Source organism: Bacillus sp. FSL K6-2431 (assembly GCF_038005165.1).
GTDB lineage: Bacteria > Bacillota > Bacilli > Bacillales > Bacillaceae > Bacillus > Bacillus pumilus.
The window spans coordinates 22,800-48,974 of sequence record NZ_JBBOSQ010000002.1 but is presented as its reverse complement, the minus strand read 5'-3'; the positions used below and the strand labels follow the sequence as shown (position 1 = coordinate 48,974).

Sequence of the window (26,175 nt, the reverse complement as noted above, 5' to 3'; positions counted from 1 at the left end):
GAAAGTAGGGGTCGAAGTGGGCATTTTATATGCACTTCTCCCAGCGATATTTTGGGGAAGTATTGTTCTCATCAGTGTCAAACTTGGCGGGAATGCATACCAGCAAACCCTCGGTATAACGCTTGGCGCATTTCTCTTTTCAATTGCAGCCTTCTTTATCAAAATGCCAGAGCTGACACCGCTTATTTTTGCGGTTTCTGTCATTTCAGGCATCTTTTGGAGCATTGGACAAATGAATCAGCTTTCAAGTGTTGCGTTTCTCGGAGTCTCGAAGGCGGTTCCTTTATCAACGGGCATGCAGCTTGTGAGCACTACTTTATTTGGCGTCTTAGTCTTCAAAGAATGGCAAACGATGACGGTCATACTCATTGGTTCTTGTGCCATTTTACTGATTATTGCAGGTGTTGTGCTGACATCGCTCGGTCAAAAAAAGAATGGCGGCGGGAACGGTGGAGGCAATTTCAAAAAAGGGATCATGATTCTGCTCATCTCAACCGTTGGCTATGTCGGATATGTTGTTATTTTGAGATGGTTTCATATTGATGGCTGGTCTGCCCTCGTTCCGCAATCGGTCGGCATGCTGCTTTCATCCTTGGCGATTAGTCTCAAGCAGCACCCGTTTAGTAAATATACGTTTAGAAATATCATTGCCGGCCTTGTTTGGTCGACAGGAAATCTCGGACTTCTTTTGGCTATTCCGCTCATTGGTGTCGCCGTAAGTTTTTCGATGTCGCAGACAGGGATCGTTATCTCGACATTAGGCGGCATTTACTTATTAAAAGAGAAAGCATCCAGAACAAGCTTTGTCATTGCAGGCTGCTTGATGATCATTGCAGGCGGCGTGCTGCTAGGTTTTACAAAATAGGAGGGTAAACGAATGTATCCAGATTTAGAAGGGAAAACAGTCCTGATTACAGGAGCTGGTACAGGAATAGGTCAAGCGATGGCGCGCCGGTTTGGACAAGAAAAAGCCAATGTGGTGATCAATTATTTCTCAGATCAAGAAAGTCCAGATGAGACCATTGCGGATATTCAAAAAAATGGCGGACAGGCTGTGAAAATCAAGGGAGATGTCTCAAAGGAAGAGGATATGCAGGCGATGATTGATAAAGCCGTTGATACATTTGGCAGTCTTGATGTCATGATCAATAACGCAGGCATTGAAAATGAAGTGCCTTCTACCGAAATGACGCTAGATAATTGGAACAAAGTCATGTCGACCAATTTAACGGGTATGTTTCTCGGCTGCCGCGATGCACTGAAGTATATGACAGATCACGGAATAGAAGGATCAATCATCAATATGTCGTCTGTTCACCAGCAAATCCCTTGGCCTCATTTCGTGCATTATGCAGCAAGTAAAGGGGGCGCCAAGCTGCTGACAGAAACACTGGCACTAGAATATGCCCCTAAAAAAATTCGTGTAAACAGTATTGCACCAGGCGCCATCGATACCCCGATCAATGCTGAAAAATTCGATGATCCCGCATTGAAAAAAGGTGTGATCGAGCTGATCCCCATTGGTTATATTGGAAAGCCTGAAGAAGTGGCAGCATGTGCTGTCTGGCTGGCGTCAAAAGAGGCAAGCTACGTCACAGGCTTGACACTCTATGTGGACGGCGGCATGACAAAATATCCTGGCTTCCAAGCAGGAAAAGGATAAGAAGAAAGGCAAAGAGCGTACACACACATACGCTCTTTTTTTATATAAAATACAGACAAATAGATATAAATGTCTAGACATTTAAAAATAAAAATATATAATATTAACTGGAAGCGCTTTTATTACAACAATGGGGTGAGAGAAATGAAACGTATTTTATTAGCATGCAGTTCAGGAATGTCTACAAGTTTACTAGTTACAAAGATGAAGGCTCATGCCGACTCAATAGGGGACGAGGCAGAAATTTGGGCAGTTGGGCAAGATCAAGCGAGAAAAGAAATGGCGAATGCGGATGTTGTGTTAATTGGACCGCAAATGAGCTTTTTAAAAGGGGATCTTCAAAAAGAAGCAACAAAATACGGGATTGCAGTAGAGGTCATCGATATGCAGGCGTACGGGCTTGCCGATGGACAAAAAGCGTATGAACAAGCCGTTACATTGATGGAGGAATCGTAAAGAATGGAAAAGAAAACACTTGAAGGGCTCACGGAGGAACAAGTCAGTTTTCAATTGATCTTACACAGCGGTAATGCACGCAGCAAATTGCTTCAATCTCTTAAACAATTTCGAGAAGGTCAAGAAGATGAGGCATTTGGTCTTATGAAAGAAGCAGAAGAAGATTTACGTCATGCACATGGCATCCATTTTCAACTCGTGCAGCAAGAGGCAGGCGGGGAGAAAACGCCTTTCTCCTTATTGCTCATGCATGCCGAAGACCACTTAATGTCGACTATGACGATCAAGGAGCTTGTGGGAGAGCTCCTGCCGATTTTCCAATCACTTAAACAATAAAGGGTGTAAACAAGGGGGGAAACCAATGTTTGATAAAATAAGTGCTATTTTGGTTCCAATTGCTGGGAGACTGAACAACAACCGCTATTTAGGTGTATTACGGGATGCCTTTATGCTTGCGTTCCCGCTTACTATTTTTGGTTCCATTATGGTTGTGCTAATGAATTTGCCATTTTTAGATAAAATCATGAGTCAAACCGCACTGGAAGGCGTCCAGTCTGCACTGAATATCGCGCCAAGTGCGACCATCAGCATTATGAGTGTGTTTGTTGTATTTGGGATTGGCTACTATTTATCGAAAAGCTATGATGTGGAAGCAGTATTTGGCGGAGTGATTGCATTAGCCTCTTTCCTACTTCTGACACCATTTTTACTAGAACAAGAAGGCGGTGCATCTATTGCAGGCGTGATTCCAGTCGATCGTTTAGGAGCAAAGGGGATGTTCCTTGGCATGATCACAGGCTTTTTGTCTGCTGAAATTTATCGTTATTTTGTCCAAAAGAAATTTGTCATCAATATGCCGCAGGGGGTTCCGCCAGCTGTTGCTAAGTCTTTTGCTGCACTGATCCCGGCTACTTTGACACTCACAACCTTTTTACTGATCAATATCATCATTACACAAGGCTTCAAAACAAATATGCATGACCTGATTTATCATGCGATTCAGGCACCGCTTGTCGGACTTGGAAGCGGTATCATTCCGACCTTGATCGCTGTTTTTTTTATACAAATTCTTTGGTTCTTTGGGCTTCACGGCCAAATTATTATCAACTCTGTCATGGACCCCATTTGGAATACGTTGTCCATTCAAAACCTAGAGAGCTATACAAAAACTGGTGAGGTTCCAAATATCATCAGCAAGCAGTTTATCGAAATTTATACGGTTGGCATGGGCGGAACCGGTATGACGCTAGCAGTTGTGTTTACGATTTTAATTTTCCTGAAAAGTAAGCAATTAAAACAGGTAGCAAAGCTCGGCCTAGGACCAGGATTATTTAACGTCAATGAACCGATTATCTTCGGTTTACCGATTGTCATGAACCCGCTTATTCTCATTCCATGGATTTTGGCGCCAATGGTTATTACATGTATTTCTTATTTTGCGATGGCATCAGGCATTGTACCACCGCCGACTGGCGTGAATATTCCCTGGACCGTGCCGATCTTTATAAGCGGAATAATGGCAACCAATTCACTGGCGGGTGGTCTGCTTCAGCTGTTTAATCTGATGATCGTGTTTGTCATTTGGTTCCCGTTCCTGAAGTTTATTGACCGTATGAATGTGAAAAATGAAAAAATAACCACAACGGAAAAAACGAAGACAACCAACATCAAAGGTGAAGGAGACTCAATACATGTCGATGGAAAATAACAAGCAATCATATACATTCCCAGAAGGTTTCTGGTGGGGATCTTCTGCCTCTGCCACGCAAACAGAAGGCAGCGTCCCTGGTGATGGAAAAGGACCGAATATTTGGGATCATTGGTTTGAGCAAGAGCCGACTCGTTTTTTTGATGGCGTAGGACCGAACGTGACATCTCAATTTTACCGAAAATATAAAGAGGATATTCGTCTGATGAAAGAAATTGGGCACAATTCATTCAGATTGTCCATTTCATGGTCACGTCTCTTGCCTGAAGGGACAGGTGCGGTCAATGAAGAAGCAGTATCTTTTTACAATGATGTGATCAACGAATTGATTGCACATGATATTGAACCGTTTGTGAACCTGTACCATTTCGATATGCCGATGGCACTTCAGGAAAAAGGCGGCTGGGTCAACAGACAGGTAGTAGATGATTATGTGAGCTATGCAGAATTGTGCTTTCAATTATTTGGCGACCGGGTGAAAAAATGGTTTACCCATAATGAACCGATCGTTCCTGTAGAGGGCGGATATATGTATAACTTTCATTATCCAAACGAAGTTGATTTCCAAAAGGCTGTACAGGTCGGTTATCATGAACTTTTATCAAATGCGAAGGCGATTGCGGCTTATAAAAAGCTGAAGCAAGGCGGTAAGATTGGCATCATCCTCAATCTTACCCCATCTTATCCGAGAAGCCAGAATCCACGCGATGTAGAAGCAGCTGAGATGGCGGATGCCTTCTTTAACCGGTCATTCCTAGATCCTGCGGTGAAGGGACATTTCCCAGAGAAACTAGTAGAGGTCTTAAAGAAAGAAGGCTTTATGCCGAGTATGGAAGAAGGAGACCTTGAGCTCATTCGAGAGAATACCGTCGACCTCCTTGGAATCAACTATTATCAGCCAAGAAGAGTGAAGGCGAAAGAGCATATGCCGCATCCAAATGCCCCATTTATGCCAAATCATTATTTTGATGCGTTTGACATGCCGGGAAGAAAAATGAATGTGTATCGCGGGTGGGAAATCTATGAAAAAGGCATTTATGATATATTGAAAAAAGTCCAAACAGACTATGATAATATTGAATGCTTTATTTCTGAAAATGGAATGGGTGTCGAAGGAGAAGAGCGGTTTAAGGATGAAGAAGGAATGATTCATGACGATTACCGCATTGACTTTATCTCTGAGCATCTTAAATGGGTGCATCAAGCCATTCAAGAAGGAAGTAATGTAAAAGGCTATCATCTGTGGACGTTTATGGATAACTGGTCATGGTCGAATGCCTATAAGAATCGCTATGGATTTGTCTCAGTTGATCTTCAAGAAGACGGAAAACGTACAATTAAGAAAAGTGGATACTGGTTTCAATCGGTATCAGAAAATAACGGTTTTTAATCAAGATACTTGCTCTTTCCTTGAAAAGGGCAAGTATTTTTCTTATGTGATGGTAAGTGGATGAAACAAAAATGGCTGGTACCTTTTAAGCTCACTAGGCTTAGTGTAGAATGAGAGGAAGCTATGAAAAAACAAGTCAGTTGGTGGTGTGAGATGAAAAAGTACGAACTCATTTCAGAAGAAATCAGAAAACGAATAGGAACAGCATATTATCCAGAAGATCAACCCATTCCAGATGAAAACTCGCTTGCCGCTGAATTTCAATGCAGCCGAATGACGATGAAGCGTGCGCTCGATCTTCTCGTAGCAGAAGGTCTGCTCTTTAGAAAAAGAGGTCACGGTACATTTATTGTGAAGGCAGCGCTCAATCAAGGGGCTATTAATGTATCGGGACATGAAAATAAAGGGTTCACAAAAGTCATGGCGGATAAAAACGTCACGACTCAAATCATTCACTTTGATGTCCATTTTCCAAGCAAAGAGGTGGCAGCCCACCTATCCATAGACTCCACCACACCCATTTATGACATCATCCGTCTCCGTCTTGTGGACGAGGAGCCATACGTATTAGAAAAAACGTTTATGCCCGTCAATCTTATTAAGGGAATAGATGAAGAGGTTCTATTGGGATCAATCTATGGCTACATATCAAATGATTTGAATTTAAAAGTGGCAGGAGCGCATAAGAAAATTAGAGCGGCTAAATCAGATGAGCTTGACCAGCAATATTTAGGCTGTGACCCAACGGATCCTGTGCTAGAGGTCGAGCAGGTTGCTTATTTAAACACAGGCCGGCCGTTTGAGTACTCCTTTAGTCATCATCGCTATGATAAGTTCGACTTTTCAACGGTTGAAATTACGAAAACAGGACGTTAAAAAAAGAGCAGAACCCCCAAGGGAGACTGCTCTTTTTTATATCATTTTATATATTCCACCAATGATACCCATCTTTTTCTAGAAGCTGATCGGCTTCTTTCGGTCCCATAGAACCAGCAGGATAATTTGGTTTTAATGTTTTGTTTTCTGCCCATTTCTCAGAAATCGGATCCACAAAGTTCCAAGAAAGCGCCACTTCATCCCAGTGAGCAAAGTTCGTAGCATCGCCTAGCAAGCAGTCATGAATCAGCTTTTCATAGGCTTCTGGTGTGTTCATGATGTCGTTATAGTTTGTTTGGTAGTCGAGCTTAATCGGCTTTGCAAATGTACCGCCATCAAGCTTGCGAGCGTTCAGGTGAAGGGTAATGCCTTCATCTGGTTGAATGTGAATGACGAGTAAGTTTGGATGCATGGAATTTCCGTTACCATAGTACAGGTTCATTGGAATGTCTTTAAATTGAACAACAATTTGAGTAGATTTCTTTTCTAAACGTTTTCCAGTACGAATGTAAAATGGCACGCCGGCCCATCTAAAGTTATCAATGAGCAGCTTCCCTGCAACGAATGTTTCCGTGTTTGAGTTCGGGTCAACATTTTGCTCTTCAAGATATGAAGGAACCATGCCGCCATCAACCGTACCAGCATCATACTGTCCGCGGACAAAGAATTGATCGACCTCATCTTTAGAGAAAGGACGAAGAGCGCGTAATGCTTTCCGTTTTTCACTGCGGATTTCCTCGGTATTCAGCTTAATTGGCGGCTCCATTGCTAAAAGTGCAACCATTTGAAGCATATGGTTTTGGACCATGTCTCTTAGTGCACCTGAACTTTCGTAATAGCGGGCCCGGTCTTCAACCCCTAATGATTCACTAGATGTAATTTGAATGTTTGAGATATATCGGTTTGTCCAAAGTGGTTCAAAGATGGCATTTGCAAAACGGATAACCTCAATGTTTTGAACCATTTGTTTACCGAGATAGTGGTCAATACGATAAATTTGATCTTCAGAGAATGCATCTCGAATTTCTTCATTTAACTTTTTCGCACTTGGCAAGTCATGGCCAAATGGTTTTTCGATGACAAGTCTTGACCAGCCAGTTGTTTTTGATACACCTTCACTTTTTAGGAACTTTGCAATCGTTCCGAAGAATTCCGGTGCCATCGCTAAATAGAACATCCGGTTGTTTGGGATACTGTACGTATCTTCAAGGCCTGCTAGAAGTGTGTTAAGCGATTGATAGGAAGCAGGGCTTGATACGTCAAAGTCGTGATAATAAAAATGTGAACTGAATTCCTCTATTTTCGCTTCTGCATCATCAGAAGAAACAGATTCTTTCACCACAGCTCTTAGATCCTCATGAGACCACGGACGGCGTCCAACACCGACCACGGCGAATTGATCGCCAAGTTTTCCGCTATGATAAAGTCTATGTATAGAAGGGTAGAGCTTGCGTTTGGCAAGATCTCCTGTTGCGCCAAAAATGACAATGACTGCTTTTGGATTGTTAGTTTCTGTATTCACGAAAAGTACCTCACTTTATTCGTAGCATTGTTGTAATAACCGAGAATGTATGTACATTTTCTTTATTTTAAAGGTTCATTGTTCGTAAAGCAAACATTTGATTCGACTTTTTCAGCTCTCGTTTGACTTTTTTCGAAAATTCCGCTGAATTCACATTTACCTTGTCTTCATGTATTCTATATGAATGAAGATATTGTATACCGGCTTTAGGAGGAAAAGTAATGGAACTGCTCTTTTTAGGAACTGGTGCAGGCATTCCTGCGAAAACTAGAAACGTCACTTGCACTGCGCTAAAGCTTTTAGAAGAAAGAAAAGCAGTGTGGCTTTTTGATTGCGGAGAAGCGACGCAGCATCAAATATTACATACAACGATTAAACCGAGAAAAATTGAGAAAATATTTATCACTCATATGCATGGTGATCATGTATACGGTCTCCCAGGACTGCTCGGCAGCAGATCCTTCCAAGGCGGAGAGGATGAACTAACGATCTATGGACCTAAGGGCATCAAAGCGTTTGTGAGCGCAACACTTTCAGCTACACAAACGCATTTGACATATCCGCTGCATATTATAGAGATAGATGAAGGGATCGTATTTGAAGATGATACCTTTCAAGTAGAAGCAAGACGAGTATCTCACGGTATTCCAGCTTACGGCTATCGGGTAGTGGAAAAAGATGTACCAGGTGCATTAAAAGCCGAAGACCTAAAAGAAATCGGTGTAAAACCTGGACCTTTGTATCAGAAGTTAAAAAATGGGGAAACCGTGACACTCGAAGATGGAAGAATCATTGATGGAACCGATTATTTGGAACCCCCTAAAAAAGGGAGAATCGTTGCATTTTCAGGAGATACCCGTTTATGCGAGAATATAACAAGGCTTGCCAAGGATGCGGATGTGTTAGTCCATGAAGCAACATTCGGTAAAGAAGATGCTGATCTAGCCTACAATTATTATCACAGCACAACAGAACAAGCAGCGAAAACAGCGCAGGAAGCAGGCGCAAAAAGATTAATTTTGACCCATATTAGTGCACGTTACCAAGGAGAAGAGGCACTAAAACAACTATTGAAAGAGGCCCGCGATATATTCCCGCTGACAGAAGCTGCGCAGGATTTCTCTTCTTATTCCATTGACCGCACCCTGTAAAAATTGGATGAATCGTCAAAAAAAGTTGTGTGATTTTTTTGATATTTATAATGACTCTCTTTTTCAGGTAGTGGTAAAATGGTGAAGAAAAAACAAATGACGAATGAAACTATGAAGAATACGGGAGGCACAATCAAAGATGAGCGGTTTTACAGCGTTAAGTGAAGCAGAATTAAATGACCTATATGCAGCACTACAAAATGAATACGAAACGTATAAAAGTAAAAACTTACACTTAGACATGTCTAGAGGAAAACCTTCACCAAAACAGCTCGATTTGTCTATGGGCATGCTCGATGTTGTGACATCAAAGGATGCGATGACGGCTGAAGATGGCACAGATGTGCGTAACTATGGCGGTTTGACAGGACTTCCTGAAACGAAGACATTTTTTGCAGATGTACTCAATCTGAAGCCAGAACAAATCATCATCGGCGGTAATTCCAGCCTTAATATGATGCATGATACCATTGCCCGTGCCATGACCCACGGCGTATATGACAGCAAAACACCTTGGGGAAAGCTGCCAAAGGTGAAATTCCTTGCACCAAGCCCAGGATATGATCGTCACTTTTCCATTTGTGAGCTATTTAACATAGAGATGATCACGGTAGATATGAAAGCTGATGGACCTGATATGGATCAGGTCGAAAAATTGGTCGCAGAGGATGAAGCGATTAAAGGCATTTGGTGTGTACCAAAATATAGCAACCCAGATGGCATTACGTATTCAGACGAGGTGGTTGACCGCCTTGCTTCGATGAAAACAAAAGCAGACGACTTCCGCATTTTTTGGGATGATGCATACGCAGTCCATCACCTAACTGATACGCCTGATACGTTAAAAGATATTTTTCAAGCAGTAGAGGAAGCAGGGCATCCAAATCGTGTGTTTATGTTTGCGTCTACTTCTAAAATTACATTCCCAGGCTCAGGTATTGCACTCATGGCATCTAGCCCGGATAATGTGAGCTTTACTCAAAAACAATTATCGATTCAAACGATTGGACCAGACAAAATCAATCAATTAAGACACCTTCGTTTCTTCAAGAATCCAGAAGGCTTGAAGGAACATATGAGAAAACATGCTGCGATCATTAAGCCAAAGTTTGACCTCGTTCTTTCTATTCTTGATGAAACACTTGGCGGGAAGGACATTGCAGAATGGCACAAGCCAAATGGCGGATATTTTATTAGTTTAAATACGCTCGATCATTGTGCAAAAGCTGTTGTGCAAAAGGCAAAAGAAGCTGGTGTGACCATGACAGGTGCAGGCGCGACTTATCCTTATGGAAAAGACCCGCTTGATCGTAACATTCGCATTGCGCCAACGTTCCCATCACTTGAAGAACTAGAGCAAGCGATTGACATCTTTACATTATGTGTTCAGCTTGTCAGCATTGAAAAGCTGCTGTCTAAAAAAAGCCAGTCAGCTCCAACGGCATAAAGAAAAAACTCCTTGACGCAAAACTAGTCAAGGAGTTTTTGTTTTTAATTGGCTGTTTGATAATAGGAAACAGGTTGCTTCGCTGCGCACCATACATCATAGATTGCAAGCTGCACAATATGCGGTTCATCATGATGAATATAGTGCGAGCTGTTCTGCGCTTGAATCCATCCGCTTTGGGATGACAACGACAGCATCCGTTTATGAAGTCTGAGCCAAGCCTCGTGCGCTGGATGAAACAATCGGCTCTTACCTGATGAAATGACAAGAAGCGGCATCATCCCATAATGGGTTTGTTCCTCTTTTATTGTGCTGAGCATTTGCTGAAAGTCCTCATGCGTACATTCTGCTGTAAATTGCGCCATATATGAGGTGCGTTCTTCCTTTGATAAAAGAGGGAGGATGACCTGCTCTTGCTCCTCACTTGCCGGGTCTAACAGCACCATGCCAATGACCTCATCTCCTCTGCGGCTTGCCCATAACCGGCTGACAAGAGAGCCAAATGAGTGAGCCACAATGAGAAAGGGCGGCTGAATATTGGCTTCTTCTAGCAGTGCATCTAAATCATCTGCAAGATCATGCAATGTTCTTCCTTCACTACTGTCACTGCTTTTTCCATTTCCTAATCGATCATATAAGAAAACGCCAAGCTCAGGATCAATATCACGGGCCATATTCGACCACGTATCACCCGAAATGCCGTAGCCTGCTTCAAAGATAATGGTGGCTTGCCTTTTGCCCTGACGATGTTTTGTATAAAAATGATGTCCATCTATATGATACATTCTTTCAATCATTGCCGAGTTCATTCTTCCATCTCCTCTAAGTGGTTCTTTAGCTAAAAGACGGCACAAAAGGCAGATATGTTTCTCTTAAAAACAAAAAAGATGCCTGTTTCAAAAAATAGACACCTTTTTCCTATGCATTTTTACCAAGCGCGGTCATATTGACGCGGGCCTTCGATGGATGTACGAAGCTCTTGGGCAGCTGTTTTTGGAAAGTATGGATCCCGTAAAAATTCTCTACCTATAAAAATTAAGTCTGCACGCTGATTTCGTAAAATCTCCTCTGCCTGTACACCAGATGTGATCAGACCGACAGCACCTGTTTGAATACCGGCACCTTCTTTGATTTTTTCTGCGAAGATGACTTGGTAGCCAGGGAATGTGCTGATTTTTGCCTGTACGACAGCGCCTGAGCTGACATCAATTAAGTCGACACCTTGTTCCTTCAGCCATGTAGCAATGCCAATGTAATCGGCAATATCAAGTCCTTTTGTCGTGTAGTCAGAGGCAGACACGCGGACAAATAATGGTCCGTTCCATACTTCATTGACTGCATCGACGACTTCTCTTAAGAAACGATAACGGTTCTCTGGTGAACCGCCATAATCATCTGTTCGGTGATTTGCCAGCGGTGAAAGAAATTCATTAATCAAATAGCCATGCGCCCCATGAATTTCAATGATGTCAAAGCCGGCTTTTTTTGCCCGGACAGCTGCATCCTGAAACGCCTGAACGGTATCTTTGATTTGATCGACGGACATCTTGGTAGGGATTTTAGACTGTTCATCAAATGGAAGGCTAGATGGTGCCAGGATGTCACCATCTAGTTCAGCTTTACGTCCTGCATGAGCCAGCTGGATGGCTGTCTTGGTTCCGTATGCTTTGATTTGTTCGTTTAATGAAGCGAAGCCTTCAATGTGCTCATCACTCCAAATGCCGAGGTCTTGATCACTAATTCTTCCCTCGGGGGAAACGGCACTTGCCTCCACCATGATCAGGCCAGCTTGACCTTGGGCACGGGAAATATAATGTGTAAAGTGGAAAGGCTGTAATTTCCCATCACGATCATAGGATGAATACATACACATCGGGGACATTACGATGCGGTTTTTCAGCGTAACACCTTTTAATGTCCAAGGTGAAAAGAGTTTGGTTTCCAAATACCTTCGCCTCCTCATAGAATTGTATAGCCGATTATAACAGCCATTCAAACTTTCGTCATAAAAGGTGCTCAAAGAATATAGCTTTTATACACGTTTTTGTATAATGGAGAAATAGAGAAAGCAAAGGGGGAGAACGAATGAAATGGCAAACAGAGAGTGAACGAAAGGAACTGCTCACAGCTCTTATGCAGTATGAAAGCATATCGGGTACAACTGGAGAAGTGGCGTTAGCTGAATATTTATATTATTTACTGAGGGAACGGCCTTATTACAAGCAGAATCCTGATCATTTGGCTTTGCATCCGATGAAAGATGGCCGGTATTATTTAACGGCGCTTGTAAAGCGCAGTTCGCTTTCTCGTACCGTTTTGCTGCTTAGTCATTTCGATGTCGTCGATACAGAAGATTACGGTGAATTTCAAAACATGGCATGCAAGCCTGAAGAGTTAATGGCATCATTTTCTCAAAAAAGTGCGCTTCTCCCAAAAAGAGCAAGAGAAGATCTAGCTTCAGGTGACTGGTTATTTGGAAGAGGTGCCATGGATATGAAGGCAGGTCTTACTGTACAGCTGTCTATGCTTGAAAGAGCGATGACAGAGACATTTGATGGAAATGTCCTACTCGTCACAGTCCCGGATGAAGAAGTGAATTCTCAAGGAATGCTTGAAGCTGTTCCAAAACTAAAGGAGCTTAAGGAAAGGCATGACCTTGACTATACCGCGTGCTTAAACAGTGAGCCTATGTTTGAAAAGTATCCAGGTGATGAACATTATTATATGTATACAGGCAGTATAGGGAAGGTGCTGGCCGGATTTTTCTGCAAAGGAATTGAAACACATGTAGGAGAGCCGTTCTCAGGCTTAAATGCGAATTTTATGGTATCTGCATTAAATCGGCTGTTAGAGCTGAATAGTGATTATTGTGAGGAAGTAGATGGTGAAGTCACGCCGCCCCCAACCAACTTAATGCAAAAGGATTTAAAAGAAGCCTATTCCGTTCAAACACCTCACACAGCTGTTTCTTTATTTAATGTGCTGATGATGAATCGTTCAAGTGAAGAACTGCATGGGCTTCTTTATGACACGGCGAAACAAGCAGCAGACCAAATCGAAGCTGATATTAAACAAAAAACAGCAGAATTTCAGCGCTTTAAACCTTTTATACCGATTGATACGAGGATTACCGTTCTCACGTATCATGAGCTGTATCAAAAAGCTGCTGAACGCTCAGGTAAACAGGAGGTTGAACGCATTGTAAACTATGCGTTCGCCAATCGGGGTGAGCTTGGAGATCGTGATTTTTCAACCAAAATAGTCTCTGAGCTGACGACGCTTTGTAAGGAAGATGGGCCGCTCATTGTTCTATTTTATAGTCCACCATTTTATCCAGCGGTTTCCTCAACGGAAGATCCGCATATCCAAGCAACCTTAAAGAGGATTCAAATAGAAGCAAAGAAGAGTTATGGACTTGAAATAGAAGAAGTGAAATATTTCCCGGGATTATCTGATTTAAGTTACTTACAGCTCGAAAAACAGGAAGTAGGTCATTACACGACCAATATGCCGCTTTACCAAAAAGGCTATTCTTTACCAGAAGGAGAAAAGGGAGCACTTTACGTTCCAGTTATTAACGTGGGTCCATTAGGAAAGGACCCGCACAAATGGACAGAGCGGCTGCACATCCCGTTCTCATTCGGCATTTTGCCAGAATTACTAGAATCAGCGATTCATGCTTTGTTAGAGAAAAAGTAAGTCTTGTTTATGTATGAGATCTCTAGAGCCTTTGAAAGCTTATGTGCTTTTGAGTCGAGGATGTAGAGTAAATGAAGGTTAATGAGGAAAGAAGAAGTGGAGAGAATGTTTCATTACTTTAAAATAGATAAAGGGAGCCATAGGCTCCCAATTAGAATTATACTCGTCTACCCTCATAATGAGCTGTCCAAGTTCCATCAGAATTTTTAGTGATGCCTTTTAAATACCACTTAATTCCATCTTGTTCGAATGAATTGGCAAAAATACCAGTAGAGTTGGTAATATCCCATGTGTAAAGTTGAGCTTTAAAATCACTTGTAACGTGGACATCCTCTGCATTAGAATGTGCACTTGTAGCAAATGCCGGTGCTGCGGAAAAAAGTAAAGCGAGTGACAATGCGGATCCAGTAAGAACCTTAACTAATTTCATTTAAAACACTCCTCTTCCTCATTTTGTGGTACATATAAGTAATTCTACATAAGGTAATATATTCCTTGTTAATATTTGTTAATTATTTGTGAAAAATCACTCATTAGATAAAAATAAAAAGCACCTGTCATCAAAACAGGTACTTTTCTCTATCATTTATACGTGCTTGCTGAAAACATTTCGTTTAATTCTGCTGCACGTTTTGTTGCGGTTTTGACACAATCGACAACGGCTTCTTCAAATTGATAGGCAGCAAGTGTGTTCAGGCCGGCTTCTGTCGTTCCGCCCTCACTTGTGATTTCTTTGCGCAGTTCAGCAGGTTCTTTACCGCTGCTTTCAAGCATGTTTGCGGCGCCCGCAATCATTTGGCAGATGAGCAGCTTCGCTGTTGCTTGGTCCATCCCAAGTTCCGAAGCGCCTCGCTCCATTCCTTCAATCAAATGATAAATGAAGGCTGGACCGCTTCCTGCAATAGCTGTAACAGCATTTAGCTGTGATTCATCTAATACCGTCACATGACCGATCGTTTCAAACAGCTCGATTGCTTTATTCTTTTGATCCTCTGTCACTTCTTGACTGACGGCAATGCCTGTTGCTGATTGCTGAATGGCGGCTGATGTATTTGGCATCGCACGAACCACCGCAGTCTTCTCGCCAGCATAGTGTTGGATCGTTTCAATTGAGATGCCTGCTAAAATAGAAATGATCAGCTGCCCTTGTAAATGAGGCCGAACTTCAGATATCCCGCTTTCAGCATCTTTCGGTTTTAAAGCAAATACGAGAATATCCGCTTCTTCATAAATAAAAGAACGAGAGAAATCCGTTTTGACCCCATAACGCACCTTTAATTCTTCTAGACGTTTTTCATTCGTTTTGTTTGTGACAATAATATCTTCGTTTGACATGATGCCGCTTTTTAATAAACCTTTCATCATCGACTCTGCCATTGAGCCTGCACCAATAAATCCAATTTTACTCATAAGCCGCTCCTCCTTGTAGAAAATAAAAAAACCTCTCGCCTGAAAAGGACGAAAGGTTTTTCGCGGTACCACCCTCAATTAGCATGCAAATATGCATACTCAGCTCTAGACCCTTAACGCGGGAAACGTTTAGGTTTGCCTAACAGCTCAAAGGGCAGGTTCAGCAAATAAGAGGATGGTGAGGTCTTACAGCCGGCGGACCTCACTCTCTTGCATCATTATTTTGCTTACTAATCCTTGTCATCACGCATTTTATATTTGTTGTTCATTATGCAACGATGGACAAGTTTGTGTCAATAGGGACAGATAAAAAAATTGACCGCCTAAACCGCATGACAGTCTGCCCTTTGCAGGATACAATGAATAAAGAAGACGAAGTGACAATGAATCATGAGTCAAAAAGCAGGAGATGGCATAAAAAAGTGAAAGAAGACATCATTCAATTATCTATCCCGACCCCTTTTGCTGTTGGGGATGTACATGCATATATTTTAAAAGGAGAAGCTGTGACCTTAGTGGACTGCGGGCCGATGACAGAAGAGGCGGAGCACGCCTTTGTCACGCAATTACATGAGCATCGTTTATCAATTGACGATATTGATCAAGTGGTGTTGACCCATCATCATGCAGATCATGTCGGTCTTTTAAATTTGATGAAACCTCATGTCCGTGTGATCGGACATGAGTTAAATGAGCCGTATATTAGCCAGGACCCTGAGTTTAAAGAGCGTCAAATTGCTTTTACGAAACACCTTTTTCAGCAGTTAGGTGTGCCGCTTCGCCCTGATGAGTGTGAAAGAATCGTGAAACAATCGTATACATATTCCTGTACTGCACATGTAGATGACGTCATCAAAGAAGGCGATCGGTTGAAAGGGCATGAACATTTTTTCATCATGGAAACACCGGGACATGCACAATCTCATCTTTCCTTTCTAGATGAAACAACGGGCCACTTCATTGGTGGAGACCTTCTTTTGACGACTATTTCTTCAAACCCGTTAATGGAAGCGCCGTATGAGGGGGAGGAACGCCAAAAATCGCTGCTTCAATATAAAGCATCACTAAATCGATTACTTCATCTGCCGATCAAGACGATTTATCCAGGACACGGGCAGCTCATCACGTCTCATCATGAATTGATCGAAGAAAGATTTAAGAAACAAGAAAAACGGGCAAATACGATGTATCAGCTGCTTAAACGAAAAGAAATGACTGCCTTTCATCTTTGCCGCAAGCTATTTCCAGTGCTGTACGAAGAGGCCTTATTTTTAACGATGTCAGAGACAGTTGGGCAGCTTGATGTCCTCTTAGAGGCTGGACAAATTGAAGAAGTGCAAAAAGATGGAATTCTCTACTACAGGGCAAACTAAGGAGTGAAACGCATGGGGCGATTAACAGGAAAGAGAATATGGATTACAGGTGCATCTGGCGGCATTGGTGAAAAAATGGCGTACTTGGCAGCAGCAGAAGGCGCAGAGATCATGATTTCAGCAAGACGAATTGAAAAGCTGACGGGTGTAAAAGAAAAGATTATGAGTGCTGGCGGGGTGTGTCACATCGTGGAGCTAGATGTCAGTCACCTTGAGGACATTGATCGCGCATATGAAGAAGTGGGGGCTGTTGATATTTTGGTGAACAATGCCGGTTTCGGTGCGTTCGATCTCGTTGAAGATGCGTCCATTGAGGAAATGGTGTCGATGTTTGAAGTAAACGTGTTTGGTTTAATCGCTTGCACGAAAAAGGTCATTCCAGAGATGAAACAAAGAGGACATGGACATATTATCAATATTGCCTCTCAGGCAGGAAAGATTGCCACCCCGAAATCAGCCATTTATTCCGCATCCAAGCATGCCGTCCTTGGCTTTTCAAACAGCCTCAGAATGGAGCTGTCAGACATCGGCATTCACGTCACCACAGTGAATCCAGGCCCGATTGCCACTGACTTCTTTACCATCGCCGATCGCAGCGGTGAATATGTGAAGAATGTGGAATTCATGATGCTTAGTGCGGACAAGGTGGCTGGGAAGGTCGTATCCGCTATGATGACGAAAAAAAGAGAGATTAATCTGCCTGGATGGATGAACGCTGGCAGTAAATTGTATCAATTATTCCCATTTTTATTTGAAAAAGTAGCACGCAAAGCGATGATGAAAAAATAACAAAAAAGAAACCGGTTGTGAACTGGTTTCTTTTTTTTGAAGTAAGCTGCCATTGTGACCGTTTTTTTATCTCCGCCTTGCTGCTTGCTGAAGCGGGTCCCACACACTGTTAAAAGGCGGTGCATAGCTAATATCTAAATCTTCAAGATCTGTTATGGTTAGCTGTTGGTAAAGAGCAGTTGCCATCACATCGATCCGTTTATCTACACCGTTTCTTCCGATGATTTGGGCACCGAGCAAGGTGTAGTCATCACTTCTGTAAATCAGTTTGATTTTCATTTTCTGCGCATCTGGATAATATCCAGCGTGATCCGTACTGTCAATGGTGATGGTGGAAAAAGGAATGTCAGCTGCTTGTGCTTCTTTTTCAGATAAGCCCGTTCGTCCCGCTGTCATGCTCATAAATTTCATGACGGCAGTTCCAATCACCCCTTGAAACGCCCGGTCTGTTCCCGTCATATGAAAACCAGCGATTCTTCCTTGTTTATTCGCCGTTGTGCCGAGCGGGATATAATCGAGTGATTGTTTGATGCGGTGATAAGTGGCTGCGCAATCCCCGGCAGCATAGATGTCTTTTACATTGGTTTGCATGTATTCATTTACAACAATGGCGCCATTTGAAAGCCGTTTGATTTCTGTTTTGTCTAAAAAAGAGGTTTGCGGGGTGACGCCGATGGCCATGATAACCATATCTGTTTTTATGGTTTGTTTGTCTGTTTGAACAGCTGTGACATGTGATTCGCCCTCTAATGTCTGCACGGTTTCCCCGAGTGTCACGTGAATGCCTTGGGCACCCGCCTCTTCTTTCAGGTGCTTTGCCATATCGGGGTCAAAGCCCGGACCAAGTGTTGAACCCCGCTGAATGATATGTACCTTTTTTCCCAGCGCTTTTAAATTTTCAGCCATCTCTAAGCCGATATATCCACCGCCAATGATCGTGACATGTGTGATATCTTGTTTTAAGTGGTCTAAAATGGACAGCGCATGCGGAATGGTTTTTAATACGTGTACGCCTTCTAGCGGCTGATTGTTTAAATCCAGTTTAACAGGGCTTGCTCCTGTCGCAATTAAGAGGCGGTCATAGCTTTCGGTAAAGGGTTCTTTTGTTTTCGTATGATGACCTGACACCGTTTTTTGCTTTGGATCAATGGAGGTCACTTCGTGTAAGCATCTAGCATCAATTCCGTATTTGTCGCGAAATGTTTCAGCGCTGCGTGCAATCAGCTTGCTGTGGTGATCAATGAGACCGCCGATCAAGTAGGGGAGGCCGCACTGTCCATATGAGAAAATCTCTCCTTTTTCAAAAGCGACAATATGTGCATCTGGATCCTCTCGATATATTTGCATAGCACAGCTCATTCCTGCTGCATCTCCGCCAATTATCACATATTTCATTTGGTGTGCTCCCTTCTATCTATCGAACTGAATACTCTTATTTACCCTCATTTTCCTTTTTTTAATGCTTTTTTTCGCAAAAGAAGCAAACTTTAGTGGAAAAATAAAGACAGCGCCTTCATTTTAAGCTACAATCGGATTATCGTCTTTTTGGTTACGAGTTTAGTGAAGATTGGTGGGAAAGACTTTGAGTGACACGCGACTAGATTTTAATACTTTATATACACGTCATACAAGAGAGGCTTGGTCTGCTCTTGGAGAATATATGCCGGTATCTGTTTCAGAAGAGGAAGCAAGAGCACTTCAAGGATTAAATGACTATTTATCGCTTGAAGAAGTTCAGGATATTTACATACCACTTATTCGTTTTCTGACATTGCATGTCTTTGCAGAAAAACAAAAAAATCAGCATGTGAATGCCTTTTTAAACTACCCACATCATGCGAAAATTCCTTTTTTAATTGGGATTGCTGGAAGTGTGGCTGTCGGGAAAAGCACAACGGCCCGTATCATCGAAACGCTTTTATCGAGGCTTGGAGATGGACTGAAAGTGAGTCTTGTGACAACAGATGGCTTTTTGTATCCTCAAAAAGAATTAAAGGATCGAGGACTCATGGAAAAGAAAGGCTTCCCAGAAAGCTACGATGTCAAAGCCTTGTTGTCTTTTTTAAACGAATTAAAATCAGGGAAACAAACCGTGCATGCCCCGGTATATTCGCATCTGACCTATGACCGGCTTGATGGTGTGTATGAAACGGTGGAGGATGCCGATATTGTTATTATTGAAGGAATCAATGTGCTGCAATCCCCAGCGCTGGATGATCTGAAGGATGAACCGCGTGTGTTTGTATCAGATTTCTTTGATTTTTCGATTTATGTAGATGCTGCTGAAACGCAAATTCAATCATGGTATAAAGAACGGTTCCGTTTGCTGAGGGAAACAGCTTTCCAAGATCCTGAATCCTTCTTTCATCAATACAAAGATTTGACGGATGAAGAGGCAGATCACATGGCAAGCACAATTTGGAATACCGTCAATCGCCCTAATTTATATCAAAATATTTTACCGACAAAATATCGAGCTGATCTCATTTTGAAAAAAGGTGATCAGCATAAGGTGGAAGAGATTGCTATCCGCCGAGTATAAAGAAAAACCGCTCAAACGAGAGCGGTTTTTTTAATGATCTCCACTGACTTTCACAGCGATGGCAGCTGCGGATCGCTTTTTCAGGCGGTAGTATCCAATGAGTAGGAACGGAACACCTGCGATGGTGATGATCGACAAGACTGAAAAAATGGAGAAGGGATGGGCTGCGCCAAAATAGTCAATGCACAGTCCGCCGACAAATGGTCCAATGACGCTGCCGAGCTGAGAAAATCCCATCGCGCCAAAGTACGACCCCTTTACTTCTGGCTTTGCCACATTGTCTACAAATAGATCCATCATCGCAAACAGCAGAACCTCCCCAATTGTAAACACGACAATGATGAAAGCAAGCATGCCGAGACTCTGTGAAAAAGCAATGGCAAACAAACTGCCCGCAAGAAGAATATTCCCAGTGGTGAGCGACAAAATGGTGGAGTAGCGTTTGGCGATCATGATGAGCGGATATTGTACGACAATGACAACAACTGCATTTAAAGATAAAAGGTATCCAAACAGTTTCGGACCATCCTCAATCATAGGCGAAGCGGATAAATATTGAGGCAGCGTTGAGCTCAAATGCGAATACCCGAACGAACATAAGGTAACGCCGATGAGGATAATGCTAAAGACCGTATCTTTTTGGATAATGGAAAGGGCTTTTTTGACCCCAATTTGTTTCGTGTTTTCTGGAGCAGCAACTGGATGTTTCTGAAATTGCCAGGCCAGCGTTAATCCGTATAACAAATAAATGAAGGCAGCGACGAGAAATGGAAAGGTTGTTTTCGATGACCCGAGATATAAGCCAAGCAGCGGACCGAAGATGACCCCTATGTTAATGGCTGTATAACGTAAATTAAACACAAACAACCGAATACTTGACGGGGTGACATCAGATAAGAGCGCCTTAGATGTTGGTTCAAACAGTGCCCGGCACAGTCCGTTTAAAGCGTTCATGATAAAGAAGACCCAAATGGCATCTGCAAATGCAAAACCAACAAAGACAAGTGTCCAACCGAAGATTGATAGAAGCATGACCTTTTTTCTTCCGATACGATCAGAAATATATCCACCGTAAAAACTCGCAACGATCCCAATCAGAGAGCTAACGGCAATGATTAATCCAGCAGAAGAAGCTGAGGCGCCTTTGACTTGTGTTAAATAAACGGCCAAAAAAGGAATGCTCATGGACGTCGCCATTCGGCCAAATATGGTGCCAATGATGATCGTCCAACTAAGCGGATGTAGCGTACGTAAGTTATTTTTCATGCTGTTTCTCCCCTGAGTTTGTAAGATGTTCCAATCATACATGAAAAATTGTGCAAATTAAATACACAATTTGATGGAGGGGACATCCGCCATATGGCAGAGAAGTTTGATTGGCTCGTATTTGGAGACGCGTGCTTTTTTCTGCTGGTGCTTTTATGCCACTGATTCGCGCGGTCATTTGACCCCATTTAATCAAGGTCGATCGCGACGATTTGCTGCAAGGACAGGTTGAGAACATCTTCATCATTGACGATTTTTATGCGCTGCGTTTCATAATGAATGGCTTTGACCCAGCCCCAAAACTGCTCTTTTCTATCTGCTGCGGCATATGTCACGCAAATCGCTTGATCCTCAGTAATCGACTGTGTGATCAAAAAATTCATTTCTTCCAGTTGATCGGTGCTCAGCGGGGGAGGGGTGTATTTTTTTTTCTGCCGTTTTTGAGCAAGCAGCTGCTCCCGGTGCTCTGGAAGCATCATTCGGCTTGATTCCCACATGAGGTTGTATCCAGGTGTTAATTTATTGGGATTCATGGCTGTTCGCCTCCGTTATTTGTAATGTCCGCCAATTTTTTCGGCGCGATGATACGCCTGCCCTGCGCTTGTCAGTGACGAAGCGTGCAGCAGGGCAGCAGGTCCATACTTTATGTGGATCGCATCAAATACTTTGCTGAGTTTGTCTTTTTGAACATGATGATCAAATAAAGTTAGCTGATACTGGCTGTCAGACTGCAGCTGTGAGAGAGTAATACCGACACTGCGAATGGGCTGACCATCCCAGTGCTGCTGGCATAGCTGAATGGCTGCCTCTGCAATATCTGTCCCGTACTGTGTAGGTGAATGAAGCTTGATTTGTCTATGAAATCCGGTCGGGTGAGAAAAATCAGCGCCTCTCACGCCAACAGACACTGTTTGCCCAAGATAATGCTTAAAGCGTGCACGTCTTGCCACCTCTTCGCTCAATTCAAGAAGAGCGACTTTGATATCCTCAAAAGACGCATAATCATGGGGGAGAGTCATATGATGTCCCACCGCTTTTTGCTCATTATGTGTGTGAACGGTGACCGGAGAGGGATCATGTCCTAAAGCTGTTCGCTGCAAAAGCTCTCCGTTGATTCCCCAGCGTTTTTTAAGCCGGTCTAACGGATAAGCAGCAAGCGTCCCAATGGTACTGATACCCATTCGTTTTAAATGGCGCTCCATTCGTTTACCAACGCCAAATAATTTTCCAATCGGAAGCGGCCATAAATCAGCCGCAACACTGTCTGCGCGAAGTTCATAGATGCCAGATGTGTTTTTTTTAGCAAAATGGTCACAGGCCATTTTAGCGAGCACTTTATTAGGACCGATGCCAACACGTGCGTAAATACCCGTCTGGTTCATAATGGTTGTTTGTATATTTTGAGCGATCTCACGGGGAGAACCGAGTAGTGTCAGGCTGCCTGTAATATCGAGAAATTGTTCATCAATTGAATATGGTTCGACAAGATCTGTGTATTGTTCAAGCAGCTCTGTGATCATGACAGAGATATCAAGATAGCGCTGCATACGAGGGCGTACGACGACAGCTTCAGGGCATTTCTCCTGTGCTTCCCATAATCTGGATGCATTTTGGACGCCCCGTTTTTTAGCGAGCGGGCAGGCGGCAAGTACGACTCCGCTCCGCCGCTCAGGATCTCCAGAGACGATGAGCGGCACATCCTTCAAGTGGGGAGCCTCCACTTTTTCGACTGACGCATAAAACGATTGCATATCCACAAGCAGAATGGCTCGTTCATTCATTATTTTCACCTCTTAGAACGTATGTTCTGTTTCTATTTTAACCGTCAGGAGGCGAAATTGATACTGGTAAATCATTCAAAGAAAAGAGTATAAATCCATACAAAAAAAGACGAAGTGGAAGACACTTCGTCTCATTTGATGCAACATATTTTAAGCATGTGCCAAGTTGTGGGATGTTTGGAGGGGCTCAGAACGCAAACGATAGGCCATCAGTTTTTTCTTAGGCTTATGTGTAAACTGCCGCACCACATCCACGTGGTCATCGTAATGATACAGATAAAGGGTCACATCATGCTTGCCAAGCTTTGTTTGCATGGTAAGAGGCGCCGGCCCTTCCTGCGGATGAAGAAAGCGCTCTTCATCACCAGGATAAATATAATAGCGTTCAATAAAGATCGCATCATTAAAATGTTGAATAATTTCAGATGTTTGTTGATCATTGAGCGGACGATCTTCAAACATGATCGTTGTTTGATCACTTGTTACTTTTGCATGCACTGCATAACGACTAAAAAGGCGTTCCACAACACCAGAAGGCAGCGAAGTGACAAGAAGCTTTAAAAGACTAAACACAACAAGTGAAGTAACAATCCAAACCAATATCATCATCTCCAATAAACATTTGTTACATTTCCTATATGAACCATCTTAACATACCAAAAGAATGAAACTTTCGCACAAAAAGTGAACTTTTTGAAATAAGTGTGAAGATTTACAAGGAGATGACGGCGAAAGAACGAAATCAACAAAGCTGAAAGGAAAAAAGGCTGCCACGTAATCTTTACAAACAATTAATCGGACAGGTAGACTATTGAAACAACAGTTTTTTGTAAAAAAAGAGAGCGGTAAGCCAAAAATGAAAAGGGGCGAGGTCATCATGATACGTCAAGTGAAGCCGTCAGATTTTTACGCCGTCACATCCGTCATCCAAAGCTGGTGGGGAGGTAAAGATTTGCGCGCAACATTGCCGAAGCTATTTTTTGAACATTTTCAGCAAACAAGTTTTGTCGTCGTTGAAAAAGGTGAACTGATTGGCTTTTTAGTCGGTTTTTTATCGCAATCTCGTTCAGATGAAGCGTATATTCACTTTGTTGGGGTACATCCAGATCACCGGAAATTAAAGATCGGAAAAATGCTGTATCAAGCCTTTTATGATGTGGCAAAACAGGAAGGAAGAACAACCATTAAAGTGGTAACAGCACCTGTAAATAAAGTATCAATTGCCTATCATGCAAAATTGGGCTTTCAAATTGAAAAAGGGGATAAAACTGTAGAAGGAATCTCCGTGTTTTCAGAATATGAAGGAATAAATGAAGACCGTGTTTTATTTGTGAAAAAGTTAGAGGCGATGTCATGATTGTCAATTTAGATCAAACAATAGGAGATGTAGCAAAGCAGATCTTACATATTCAACTAGCTGCATACCAACAAGAAGCTGAACAAATTGGCTATGCCGATCTTCCGCCATTAAAAGAGACCTTTCAAGATGTAATGAAAGCAAAAGAGCAATTTATTGGTTTTGAGCAAAAGGGAATCTTACTAGGTGTTGCCTCTTATGAAGAGCAGAAAGATTATTTGATCATTAGTCGATTGGCTGTGCATCCCAAAGCGCTAAAGCAGGGTATTGGAACAAGACTTATGTCTACAATTATGGAGAAAAATGTCCCTATAGAACTGACCACTGGGCAAAAAAACACCCCTGCAAAAAGGCTATACGAAAAGTTAGGATTTGTTGAAACAAATGTGATTCATGTTGCAAAAGAGCTCACCTTATCAAAAATGAAATGGACACCGAGGCGAAAGGTTGCGGTTGTCGAATTCAAAAAAGAATGGCATGAAGAATTCCATCAAGAAAAGCAGCGACTCAAGCAAATCATTCAAAAGAGCTGGATAGAAGGACATCATATTGGTAGTACGTCAGTTGAAGGACTTGTTGCCAAACCCATTATTGATATCTTAATAGAAGTAAGTCATATAAAAGAGATCGATAGAAAAAGAGAGAGCTTTGAACATCTTGGATATCAAGCGCTCGGTGAAAATGGCATAAAAGGGAGACGTTTTTTTCAAAAGGGTGGCTTGAATCGTACGCATCATGTCCATATTTATGAGAGAAATCATCCTGATGTGAAAAGGCATTTATTGTTTCGAGATTACTTAAGGGCCCATCCAGAACGAGCTGTAGCGTATGCGTCTGTCAAGGAACAATTAGCAAATCAGTATCGGGAAGATATACAAAGCTATATGGCAGGAAAGAATGACATCATAAAAGTAATAGAAAATGAGGCATATCGCTGGGATAGAGAAGGAGGAGAGGAAGCTCTTAAATAAGCTACCTCTTTTCCTCGTTAATTAGGAAGCTGAACATTGCCTTTTACAGTATAGGCCTGTGAAGCAGCAGTAGATGGAAGAGCGGGTAATTTATCCTTTACGATGACCCCGCGGATATCTGTGATTCGAACAGGAAGAGATTTAGACCCCATATTAAATCCAAGGAAATGGTTGTAGTCTGTCTTTTCCATGTTCACCCATTGTCCATCTTTGTAATATTCCATTTTCATAATCGGATATTTATGATTGCGCACTTGAATCGCAGCCCACCACTTACTGCTACCTTCTTTTATTCTGTAAACTACATTTCCGCTAATCGGTGCTTTTACAATTTTCCAACTAATTAGGATTTTCCCATCTGCCATATTGCCGATTTTGGCAAAGGCATTATGAGAAAGATCAAGAGCTCCTTTCGCTCCTTCTGGATATTTATCGGTTACATACACAACGGTTTTTCCTTTTGGACCCTTTACTTCAAGGTAAGCCCCTGCAAGTGCCGCATTTATCCCTTTATAGTTATAGTCATGGGGATTTAAAGCCGTAATTTTCATGTCAGATGGAATAGGATCTAATAATGCGGCGCCCCCTGAGTAACCAGATCCCGTATAAGTCGCATAGCTTTCTCGTACTTCATCAAGGACAGATGCCGCTTTCATGTTTGGCACAGCGAAACTCAACATCAATATCAGTGCCCCGATGAAGCAGAGAGATAATCTTTTTTTCACGATCTAAAACCTCCTGTTTATTCTTTTAAAATTGGTAGCGTCATAAGTA

General features: G+C 42.4%; 26 protein-coding genes and 1 other annotated feature. Of the genes, 15 read left to right on the top strand and 11 right to left on the bottom strand.

Annotated elements, in window-relative coordinates; all coding sequences use genetic code 11:
• The first annotated feature begins 16 nt into the window (after positions 1 to 16).
• The 7 genes from MHH40_RS18245 to MHH40_RS18215 all read left to right on the top strand — a co-directional run bounded on the left by MHH40_RS18245 (position 17) and on the right by MHH40_RS18215 (position 6,093).
• A complete protein-coding gene (locus MHH40_RS18245) occupies positions 17 to 865 on the top strand; it encodes a GRP family sugar transporter (RefSeq protein WP_199852778.1) in 849 nt (282 codons plus the stop codon).
• A gap of 12 nt (positions 866 to 877) precedes the next feature.
• Entirely contained in the window at positions 878 to 1,663 is a 786-nt protein-coding gene (locus MHH40_RS18240) for an SDR family oxidoreductase (protein ID WP_003215568.1), read from the top strand.
• Between the two features lie 144 nt (positions 1,664 to 1,807).
• Positions 1,808 to 2,119: a PTS sugar transporter subunit IIB gene (locus MHH40_RS18235; protein WP_003215713.1), complete on the top strand. Its 312-nt coding sequence runs from the start codon at positions 1,808 to 1,810 to the stop codon at positions 2,117 to 2,119.
• Positions 2,120 to 2,122: 3 nt separating this feature from the next.
• On the top strand, positions 2,123 to 2,455 hold the full coding sequence (locus MHH40_RS18230; protein ID WP_012010488.1) for a PTS lactose/cellobiose transporter subunit IIA: 333 nt from the start codon (positions 2,123 to 2,125) through the stop codon (positions 2,453 to 2,455).
• A 25-nt stretch (positions 2,456 to 2,480) separates the two neighbouring features.
• Positions 2,481 to 3,827: a PTS cellobiose transporter subunit IIC gene (gene celB / locus MHH40_RS18225; RefSeq protein ID WP_050943798.1), complete on the top strand. Its 1,347-nt coding sequence runs from the start codon at positions 2,481 to 2,483 to the stop codon at positions 3,825 to 3,827.
• Complete coding sequence (locus MHH40_RS18220) at positions 3,811 to 5,217, top strand: glycoside hydrolase family 1 protein (RefSeq protein WP_050943799.1); 1,407 nt, start codon at positions 3,811 to 3,813, stop codon at positions 5,215 to 5,217. Before celB ends, MHH40_RS18220 begins: the two co-directional genes overlap by 17 nt.
• 153 nt (positions 5,218 to 5,370) lie before the next feature.
• Positions 5,371 to 6,093, top strand: a complete 723-nt coding sequence (locus MHH40_RS18215) for a GntR family transcriptional regulator (protein ID WP_003215808.1) — start codon at positions 5,371 to 5,373, stop codon at positions 6,091 to 6,093.
• 46 nt (positions 6,094 to 6,139) lie between these two features.
• On the opposite strand, the gene zwf is transcribed toward MHH40_RS18215, so the two are convergent.
• Positions 6,140 to 7,615: a glucose-6-phosphate dehydrogenase gene (gene zwf / locus MHH40_RS18210; RefSeq protein WP_003216112.1), complete on the bottom strand. Its 1,476-nt coding sequence runs from the start codon at positions 7,613 to 7,615 to the stop codon at positions 6,140 to 6,142.
• Positions 7,616 to 7,836: 221 nt separating this feature from the next.
• Between zwf and rnz the strand changes: the two genes are divergently transcribed.
• On the top strand, positions 7,837 to 8,766 hold the full coding sequence (gene rnz, locus MHH40_RS18205; protein WP_050943800.1) for a ribonuclease Z: 930 nt from the start codon (positions 7,837 to 7,839) through the stop codon (positions 8,764 to 8,766).
• Between the two features lie 139 nt (positions 8,767 to 8,905).
• Positions 8,906 to 10,213, top strand: a complete 1,308-nt coding sequence (locus MHH40_RS18200) for an aminotransferase class I/II-fold pyridoxal phosphate-dependent enzyme (RefSeq protein WP_050943801.1) — start codon at positions 8,906 to 8,908, stop codon at positions 10,211 to 10,213.
• Between the two features lie 44 nt (positions 10,214 to 10,257).
• Here the strand turns inward: MHH40_RS18200 and MHH40_RS18195 are convergent, their stop codons facing one another.
• Positions 10,258 to 11,022: an alpha/beta fold hydrolase gene (locus MHH40_RS18195; RefSeq protein ID WP_003216052.1), complete on the bottom strand. Its 765-nt coding sequence runs from the start codon at positions 11,020 to 11,022 to the stop codon at positions 10,258 to 10,260.
• Positions 11,023 to 11,141: 119 nt separating this feature from the next.
• A complete protein-coding gene (gene namA / locus MHH40_RS18190) occupies positions 11,142 to 12,158 on the bottom strand; it encodes an NADPH dehydrogenase NamA (RefSeq protein ID WP_080984736.1) in 1,017 nt (338 codons plus the stop codon).
• 140 nt (positions 12,159 to 12,298) lie between these two features.
• Here namA and MHH40_RS18185 point away from each other — a divergent pair, with 140 nt between their 5' ends.
• Positions 12,299 to 13,912 carry a M20/M25/M40 family metallo-hydrolase gene (locus MHH40_RS18185; RefSeq protein ID WP_050943803.1) on the top strand — a complete coding sequence of 538 codons (1,614 nt, stop codon included), beginning with the start codon at positions 12,299 to 12,301 and terminating at the stop codon, positions 13,910 to 13,912.
• A gap of 157 nt (positions 13,913 to 14,069) precedes the next feature.
• Here MHH40_RS18185 and MHH40_RS18180 read toward each other — a convergent pair whose 3' ends face one another.
• Both MHH40_RS18180 and proC read right to left on the bottom strand, forming a co-directional pair.
• A complete protein-coding gene (locus MHH40_RS18180; protein ID WP_050943804.1) occupies positions 14,070 to 14,342 on the bottom strand; it encodes an antimicrobial peptide LCI in 273 nt (90 codons plus the stop codon).
• 152 nt (positions 14,343 to 14,494) lie between these two features.
• The gene (gene proC, locus MHH40_RS18175) at positions 14,495 to 15,322 is read right to left on the bottom strand and encodes a pyrroline-5-carboxylate reductase (protein ID WP_050943805.1); all 828 of its coding nucleotides are present in this window, start codon (positions 15,320 to 15,322) and stop codon (positions 14,495 to 14,497) included.
• A 41-nt stretch (positions 15,323 to 15,363) separates the two neighbouring features.
• Positions 15,364 to 15,575: a binding site (T-box leader), on the bottom strand.
• Positions 15,576 to 15,744: 169 nt separating this feature from the next.
• Between proC and MHH40_RS18170 the strand changes: the two genes are divergently transcribed.
• On the top strand, positions 15,745 to 16,695 hold the full coding sequence (locus MHH40_RS18170; RefSeq protein WP_050943973.1) for an MBL fold metallo-hydrolase: 951 nt from the start codon (positions 15,745 to 15,747) through the stop codon (positions 16,693 to 16,695).
• A 12-nt stretch (positions 16,696 to 16,707) separates the two neighbouring features.
• Positions 16,708 to 17,484, top strand: a complete 777-nt coding sequence (locus MHH40_RS18165; RefSeq protein WP_050943806.1) for an SDR family NAD(P)-dependent oxidoreductase — start codon at positions 16,708 to 16,710, stop codon at positions 17,482 to 17,484.
• A gap of 66 nt (positions 17,485 to 17,550) precedes the next feature.
• Here the strand turns inward: MHH40_RS18165 and MHH40_RS18160 are convergent, their stop codons facing one another.
• Complete coding sequence (locus MHH40_RS18160; protein ID WP_050943807.1) at positions 17,551 to 18,879, bottom strand: CoA-disulfide reductase; 1,329 nt, start codon at positions 18,877 to 18,879, stop codon at positions 17,551 to 17,553.
• A 187-nt stretch (positions 18,880 to 19,066) separates the two neighbouring features.
• Between MHH40_RS18160 and coaA the strand changes: the two genes are divergently transcribed.
• A complete protein-coding gene (gene coaA, locus MHH40_RS18155; protein WP_034620396.1) occupies positions 19,067 to 20,026 on the top strand; it encodes a type I pantothenate kinase in 960 nt (319 codons plus the stop codon).
• Between the two features lie 30 nt (positions 20,027 to 20,056).
• On the opposite strand, the gene MHH40_RS18150 is transcribed toward coaA, so the two are convergent.
• The 4 genes from MHH40_RS18150 to MHH40_RS18135 form a co-directional block, all read right to left on the bottom strand.
• A complete protein-coding gene (locus tag MHH40_RS18150) occupies positions 20,057 to 21,292 on the bottom strand; it encodes an MDR family MFS transporter (RefSeq protein ID WP_003215590.1) in 1,236 nt (411 codons plus the stop codon).
• A 188-nt stretch (positions 21,293 to 21,480) separates the two neighbouring features.
• Complete coding sequence (locus tag MHH40_RS18145) at positions 21,481 to 21,825, bottom strand: YolD-like family protein (protein ID WP_050943808.1); 345 nt, start codon at positions 21,823 to 21,825, stop codon at positions 21,481 to 21,483.
• A gap of 15 nt (positions 21,826 to 21,840) precedes the next feature.
• Positions 21,841 to 23,073, bottom strand: coding sequence for a DNA polymerase IV (locus tag MHH40_RS18140; RefSeq protein ID WP_050943809.1), 1,233 nt, complete (start codon positions 23,071 to 23,073; stop codon positions 21,841 to 21,843).
• A 150-nt stretch (positions 23,074 to 23,223) separates the two neighbouring features.
• Positions 23,224 to 23,673 carry a YfmQ family protein gene (locus tag MHH40_RS18135; protein WP_050943810.1) on the bottom strand — a complete coding sequence of 150 codons (450 nt, stop codon included), beginning with the start codon at positions 23,671 to 23,673 and terminating at the stop codon, positions 23,224 to 23,226.
• Positions 23,674 to 23,950: 277 nt separating this feature from the next.
• Between MHH40_RS18135 and MHH40_RS18130 the strand changes: the two genes are divergently transcribed.
• The gene (locus tag MHH40_RS18130) at positions 23,951 to 24,430 is read left to right on the top strand and encodes a GNAT family N-acetyltransferase (RefSeq protein ID WP_034620502.1); all 480 of its coding nucleotides are present in this window, start codon (positions 23,951 to 23,953) and stop codon (positions 24,428 to 24,430) included.
• On the top strand, positions 24,427 to 25,401 hold the full coding sequence (locus tag MHH40_RS18125) for a GNAT family N-acetyltransferase (protein WP_050943811.1): 975 nt from the start codon (positions 24,427 to 24,429) through the stop codon (positions 25,399 to 25,401). Before MHH40_RS18130 ends, MHH40_RS18125 begins: the two co-directional genes overlap by 4 nt.
• A gap of 17 nt (positions 25,402 to 25,418) precedes the next feature.
• Here the strand turns inward: MHH40_RS18125 and MHH40_RS18120 are convergent, their stop codons facing one another.
• A complete protein-coding gene (locus MHH40_RS18120) occupies positions 25,419 to 26,126 on the bottom strand; it encodes an expansin EXLX1 family cellulose-binding protein (RefSeq protein WP_050943812.1) in 708 nt (235 codons plus the stop codon).
• Positions 26,127 to 26,175 lie beyond the last annotated feature (49 nt).